The sequence below is a fragment of the Caballeronia sp. M23-90 genome (assembly GCF_053574605.1).
The window spans coordinates 1-5,538 of record NZ_JBSIPA010000427.1; the positions used below are offsets into that span (position 1 = coordinate 1).

Annotated in this window: 8 protein-coding genes; 7 read left to right on the top strand and 1 reads right to left on the bottom strand. The window is 58.5% G+C overall.

Going from position 1 to position 5,538, the window contains the following annotated elements; genetic code table 11:
• A partial coding sequence (locus ACRXB1_RS28975) for an IS30 family transposase (RefSeq protein ID WP_449493980.1) occupies positions 1-589 on the bottom strand: 589 nt, incomplete at its 3' end.
• 955 nt (positions 590-1,544) lie between these two features.
• On the opposite strand from ACRXB1_RS28975, the gene istA reads away from it, so the two are divergent.
• From istA to ACRXB1_RS29010, 7 genes are all read left to right on the top strand, one after another.
• On the top strand, positions 1,545-3,047 hold the full coding sequence (istA, locus tag ACRXB1_RS28980; protein ID WP_165989005.1) for an IS21 family transposase: 1,503 nt from the start codon (positions 1,545-1,547) through the stop codon (positions 3,045-3,047).
• The gene (gene istB, locus ACRXB1_RS28985; RefSeq protein ID WP_165989003.1) at positions 3,034-3,801 is read left to right on the top strand and encodes an IS21-like element helper ATPase IstB; all 768 of its coding nucleotides are present in this window, start codon (positions 3,034-3,036) and stop codon (positions 3,799-3,801) included. Before istA ends, istB begins: the two co-directional genes overlap by 14 nt.
• Positions 3,798-4,016 carry a hypothetical protein gene (locus tag ACRXB1_RS28990; RefSeq protein ID WP_165989001.1) on the top strand — a complete coding sequence of 73 codons (219 nt, stop codon included), beginning with the start codon at positions 3,798-3,800 and terminating at the stop codon, positions 4,014-4,016. Before istB ends, ACRXB1_RS28990 begins: the two co-directional genes overlap by 4 nt.
• 208 nt (positions 4,017-4,224) lie before the next feature.
• Complete coding sequence (locus ACRXB1_RS28995) at positions 4,225-4,551, top strand: DUF6788 family protein (protein ID WP_449493981.1); 327 nt, start codon at positions 4,225-4,227, stop codon at positions 4,549-4,551.
• Positions 4,552-4,563: 12 nt separating this feature from the next.
• On the top strand, positions 4,564-4,890 hold the full coding sequence (locus tag ACRXB1_RS29000) for a hypothetical protein (protein WP_449493982.1): 327 nt from the start codon (positions 4,564-4,566) through the stop codon (positions 4,888-4,890).
• A 136-nt stretch (positions 4,891-5,026) separates the two neighbouring features.
• Positions 5,027-5,218, top strand: a complete 192-nt coding sequence (locus ACRXB1_RS29005; RefSeq protein ID WP_449493983.1) for a hypothetical protein — start codon at positions 5,027-5,029, stop codon at positions 5,216-5,218.
• Positions 5,175-5,538 (top strand): hypothetical protein (locus ACRXB1_RS29010; RefSeq protein WP_449493984.1); only part of this gene is annotated, 364 nt, incomplete at its 3' end. The genes ACRXB1_RS29005 and ACRXB1_RS29010, both read left to right, overlap by 44 nt.

Genomic DNA, 5,538 nt, shown 5'->3' on the forward strand with positions numbered 1-5,538 from the left:
CTGAGGAGCGATTGCCTTCGCCTTTGATGAAGTCGCCCTCCCAGTGCCCGGGCATCACGCGATCCTCGACTTCAGGTGGGCGCACGTGAATGCTGACCATATTGGGAATTTGCCAGCGGCGATCATTACCCCGCGTGCGCGACATACGGGCGCGGTGAGCACGACGCAAACAAGCAATGAGTTGGCGCCGTAGTTCTCCGCCTGGGTGAGCGTAGATGGTCGTGTAAATCGTTTCGTGCGAGACCTGCAAAGTTGGATCGGTCGGAAACATACGCTTGAGAACTCCAGAGATTTGCTGAGGTGACCAACGCCACTCGAGCAGCGTGAGGACGACCCTCCAGCAGGCGCTGTGAGGCCCAAGTTTGGGCGTGGTGACCGTGTCCGCTCGTCGGGCCGAACTGAGCGCGTGCGCCGCCGCTGGGACATAACCTAGCACAGAGCTATTGCGCCTCAGTTCACGGCTGAGGGTAGAGGCCGAGCGTCCGAGTATGCGGGCCATGGCTCGGATACTCGAGCCCCGTTGACGCAGGCTCGCGATCTCTAGACGTTCCTCGGCTTGCAACTGCTCGTACTGATTCGCTTTGTGCATTACAACACCTTATACGCTTTGGTGTTGCGCTTCAGTTTTGAGCCCGCCGAGCCTGGATTGCAACTTCAGGGCGCGCACGATGCTGGTGACCCCAAGATGCTCGGTGCGCACCGTTAGGCCAGCGACGGTCGTGACGAACCACAAGATGTGAATGGCGGTCAGAAAGCGCGTTTAAACGGCGGCGGCCCGCTTTAACACTGACTGAGACGTATTTCGAACTTTTGTGAGGATGTCGGGTATTTCGGTTGAGCGAGATGATATCGGCGCGTCGAAGGGAACCCGGAGGGCGAGTAAAGACGCGCCCGGCGATGTTGCGTACGGCTGATGTTTGGGTGACGCGAGAATACGAAGGGGGTAAAACAAGAGCTTACCGCCGGAGAAACGGCCTGACACCGGTTCAAACCGCCAAGTTCCCACCGATGTCAGACCCCACGCGTGCACGGAGCAAGGGTGTGCAATGAGTATTGCACGCTCGGCCGGCTCTGTCGATATCGCCTCGGCATTGACGGAATTTTGCGATGCCGGCGACGGGCCGCTTTTACGTTTGTGCGCGCTGCCGTGCGCAGGTGGTCATCTGCCGCTACTGCGATCGCGGCCAGATTTACTGCGATGGCGACTGCTCGGGCGCGGCCCGTCAGAACGGGGTCCGGGAAGCCGGAAGTCGCTACCAGCGCAGCCGCAATGGACGCCTCGCGCATGCCGAGCGAATGCGCCGCTATCGCGCGCGTCTAAATAAAGTGACACATCAGGGTTCCCCATCGGCTGCCGCCGGTGCTCTACTGCAAGCGAACCCGGCAACGGCGGCCAAAGCAACCGCGCCCGACATTCGGAGGCGTTTGCCTGCGCAGTGCCACTTCTGTCAACGCGCTTGCTCGACATTGGTACGCCTTGGAGCATTGCATGGTCGGGTTCCTCGATATGTTCGTACTACTACAGACATAACTGGAGAAGACCCATGAGCATCACCGCGGAGCTCGAAGCACAAATCCTGCGCTATTACCACGTTGAGAAATGGCGTGCTGGCACCATCGGGCGCCAATTGCATGTACACCACGGTACGGTTCACCGGGTGCTCGCGCAGGCCGGACTGCCCAGAACGGGTGGCCTGCTGCGGCCTTCGCAGATCGACGCATACTTGCCGTTCATTCACGAAACGCTCAAGAAGTTTCCGTCGCTCACGGCGAGCCGCCTTTATGCGATGGTGTGTGAGCGCGGCTACCGCGGTAATCATCATCACTTCCGGCATTTGATCTCGGTGCATCGTCCCCGACCGATCACTGAGGCTTATTTGCGTCTTCGGACTCTGCCGGGTGAGCAAGGACAGGTCGATTGGGCACATTTCGATCACCTGCAAATTGGTCGCGCGCGTCGACCACTGATGGCCTTCGTAATGGTCCTGTCGTGGTCGCGCCAAATTTACTTGCACTTCTTTCTCGATGCCCGCATGGACAGCTTCCTTGCGGGCCATGCGGGCGCTTTCGAAGCATGGTCCGGTCTGCCACGAGTGCTGCTCTACGATAATTTAAAGAGCGCTGTTCTTGAGCGTCAAGGCGACGCGATCCGTTTCAATCCCCAGCTTCTTGCGTTCGCCGCCCATCATCGCTATGAACCCCGCCCGGTCGCGGTCGCACGGGGCAATGAGAAGGGACGGGTTGAACGCGCTATACGCTATGTTCGCGAGAACTTCTTTGCGGCCCGCAAGTTCACCGATATTGACGATCTGAATGCTCAGGCCACGCTCTGGTGCGCCGGTCCTGCTGCAAATCGTCCTTGCCGCGAGGACCCGACGATGACCGTGCGTGAAGCCTTCGAGCGTGAGCAGCCAAGTCTGCTCGGCCTGCCCGACAATCCTTATCCGTGTGAGCTGCAGCTGGAGGTGAGCGTTGGCAAGACCCCTTACGTGCGCTTCGATCTGAACGACTACACCATCCCGCATACGCACGTACGCCGCACACTGACGGTGCGCGCCGATCCTCGTCAGGTACGCATCCTTGATGGCATCACGCTACTCGCTACCCACGAGCGCAGTTACGATCGCGGCGCACAGGTTGAGATTGCCGCGCATATTGAACAGCTGGTTCAGATCAAACGCCAGGCCCGTCATCACCGCGGCCTCGATCATCTAAGTCAAGCAGCGCCTGCCAGCCACGTGCTCATGCAACGCGCCGCTGAACTCGGTGGAAATCTGGGCAACATTACATCGCATTTGCTGCAGCTGCTTGACCGCTATGGCGCCGCCGAACTTCAGGCGGCAATTGAAGAAACACTCGCCAGCGATGCGGCACCTCATCCAAACCCGGTGCGTCTCGCGTTGGAGCGCCGGCGAGAGACGCGCCAGGCACCGCCGCCTGTCGTCATTGATTTGCCCGAACACGTGCGCAAGAAAGACACGCTGGTGACACCTCACCGGCTCGACACCTACGATCAAATCTCCGGAGACGCTGATGAACACGCCTGATGAATTGCAAACTCGCGCGAACGCACTGCGCCTTTATGGCCTTCTGACGCATTGGTCCGACGTTGCCGCCCAGCCGTGGGTCGCGCCGCTCGTGCAGTGGGAGGAGGACGAGCGCTCCCGCCGTTCTCTGGAGCGGCGCATCCGCGATGCGCACCTGGGCAGCTTCAAACCGCTTTGCGACTTCAATTGGACGTGGCCTAAGCGGTGCGATCGCGCCGTCGTCGAAGAATTAATGACGATGGAGTTCGTCAAGGACCAAACAAACGTCGTATTGATCGGGCCGAACGGCGTTGGCAAATCAACACTTGCGCTCAATCTAGCCCATCAGGCAATCGTTCACGGTCACACGGCTTTATTCACTACAGCGGGCCAAATGCTCGGCGAACTAGCCGCACTTGACAGTGACTCGACTTTGCGTCGCAGGCTTAACCGTTACGCTTCGCCCGATATATTGGTCATCGACGAAGTCGGCTACCTCTCCTACTCAAACCGCCACGCCGATTTGCTATTTGAGCTCATTAGTCGCAGATATGGGACCGCCAGCACAGTGGTCACGACAAACAGGCCATTCAAGGAATGGGCGGAAGTATTCCCTAACGCTGCTTGCGTCGTCTCCCTGGTCGACCGACTCGTACATCGAGCCGAAGTCGTCGTCATCGAAGGCGAATCCTATCGTGTGAAGGAGGCACGCGAACGCGCGGAAGAACTCGCCAAAAAACGCACTGCAGCGAAAGCCGCGAAGAAAAAACCATGACGCGAGTTCATTTACCGTCCGGGATCATAAAAGGGCTCAACTTCTTGATCCCCGAGAACTGGTCCGCTGATCAGGCGCTCGCCGTCGTAGAACTGCTGGATGACCTGCGCGAGCGTATCTGTATGCACTACCAGCTTGAGCTTTTTGAACTGCAACATCAACAACGCGCTGACCTCAGAAACGCTCATCCCGCCGACGCAGACGACCCATTTTAAGGTGGCGGCGAAACGGTCGGCGGCGAACGTTTCTCATCGCCCGCCGCCATCTATATGCGCTTTTACACCGCCGCTAACACAAGAAACTGCGAAGGCGTGAGAACGCCGGGCGCAACAGGTTGATCGCTTCCCACCATGCCATCCAAAGAGCCATCGAAATCTCCACGGCGAAGTTGACATCAAAGGATAGCATTTATATGCTATCCCAATGACCAAAAGCCGCCTCCTCCAAATCGAAAAACGCATCGATTCCATCAAGGTGAAGCTCGCCACAATCGATGAAATGCGACCTGGCTCGCTCACGCGCCAGTACAAGGACCCCGAGAACAAGAAAGGGGCCTACTACCAGCTCAGCTACACGCGAGCGATGAGAAGTCGAACGGAATACGTTGCCGGCGGTGACGTACGCGACATTCGTCGCCAGATAGAGAACTACAAGCGCTTCAAGCAATTGACGGCCGAGTGGGTCGACCTGGGCATCGAACACAGCCGCCTGAAAATCAAGCTCGCGCGCCAGGACGATGCGCCCAAGTGATATGCTTTCGCCATGTTCAAACGACTCCAACAGCGCTGGCTGGACCGCTTCCGGGTCGATGACTCAATCGGCTGGTCCGGCATACCCGAAGATCCTCTGTCCGATCAAGTTATGGACATGGTGTGGGATATGTTGGACAAGGCGACGCTCAATGCGAGAAAGCGAAAGATCATCTGGCCGGACGGGCGAAAGCTATCGATCAACCTGTCCGTCAAACGAATCCACGAGCAGCACCCTGCATTTCCAAAGGACCTGATCGAAAGCAATGTGATCGACTGGCTCGTGCAAGTCATACCACCAGATATCTACACCGAGCAACAGATAGACGAACTGAATTGACTCAAGCAAATGTGGATAGACACCTACGAACGGTAGGTTCCAGGTGGAGAAATTTGGGCGAAAACTCGACACTCTTGAGTTAGTACTACAGCCGTAGATAAAACAAAGCGGGAGGTACGCAGCCGCGGCGCCGGTAGTGACACTGCTGGGCGCGTACTGGTGCCTGCGCCGCCATGTCGACCAGGCCAGCACGGGCGTGGTTCAGTTGAGGGTTACACGCACGGCGCCGGATGAAGTCGCGATGGTCGATAATGGCAGCCCATTTTTTCAGTCGTGGTGCGTGCATGAGTCGATTAGCTGGCGCGGCAGCGAAGCTGCCTGGGAGTGAGCGCAAGAAACTGGCCGTTCGGGTCTTGGCGGGATCAGAAACGGTCACTGATCTGGCGGCCCGCCACGGCGTGAGCCGCAAGTTCGTCTACGCGCAAAAGGACAAGGCGAGCGACGCGCTCAATGACGCTTTCGGTTCAGCCGTAGCCGATGACGAAGTGCTGTTCCAGTTGCCGGTCACCCGGACCTGGCTGCGCCAGGTGATGCTGGGACTGCCGCTGATCTGCCGCAGTTCGTATCGCGGCGTGGTGGAGTTCATGCGCGACCTGCTGGGCGTGACAGTCAGCGTGGGCCCCGTGCAGCACCTCGTGCACGCGGCCA

Excerpts from the sequence above, each read along its gene's own strand:
- istA (WP_165989005.1), top strand. The coding sequence starts at position 1,545 with ATGAGCATCACCGCGGAGCTCGAAGCACAAATCCTGCGCTATTACCAC.
- istB (WP_165989003.1), top strand. The coding sequence starts at position 3,034 with ATGAACACGCCTGATGAATTGCAAACTCGCGCGAACGCACTGCGCCTT.
- ACRXB1_RS28990 (WP_165989001.1), top strand. The coding sequence starts at position 3,798 with ATGACGCGAGTTCATTTACCGTCCGGGATCATAAAAGGGCTCAACTTC.
- ACRXB1_RS28995 (WP_449493981.1), top strand. The coding sequence starts at position 4,225 with ATGACCAAAAGCCGCCTCCTCCAAATCGAAAAACGCATCGATTCCATC.
- ACRXB1_RS29000 (WP_449493982.1), top strand. The coding sequence starts at position 4,564 with ATGTTCAAACGACTCCAACAGCGCTGGCTGGACCGCTTCCGGGTCGAT.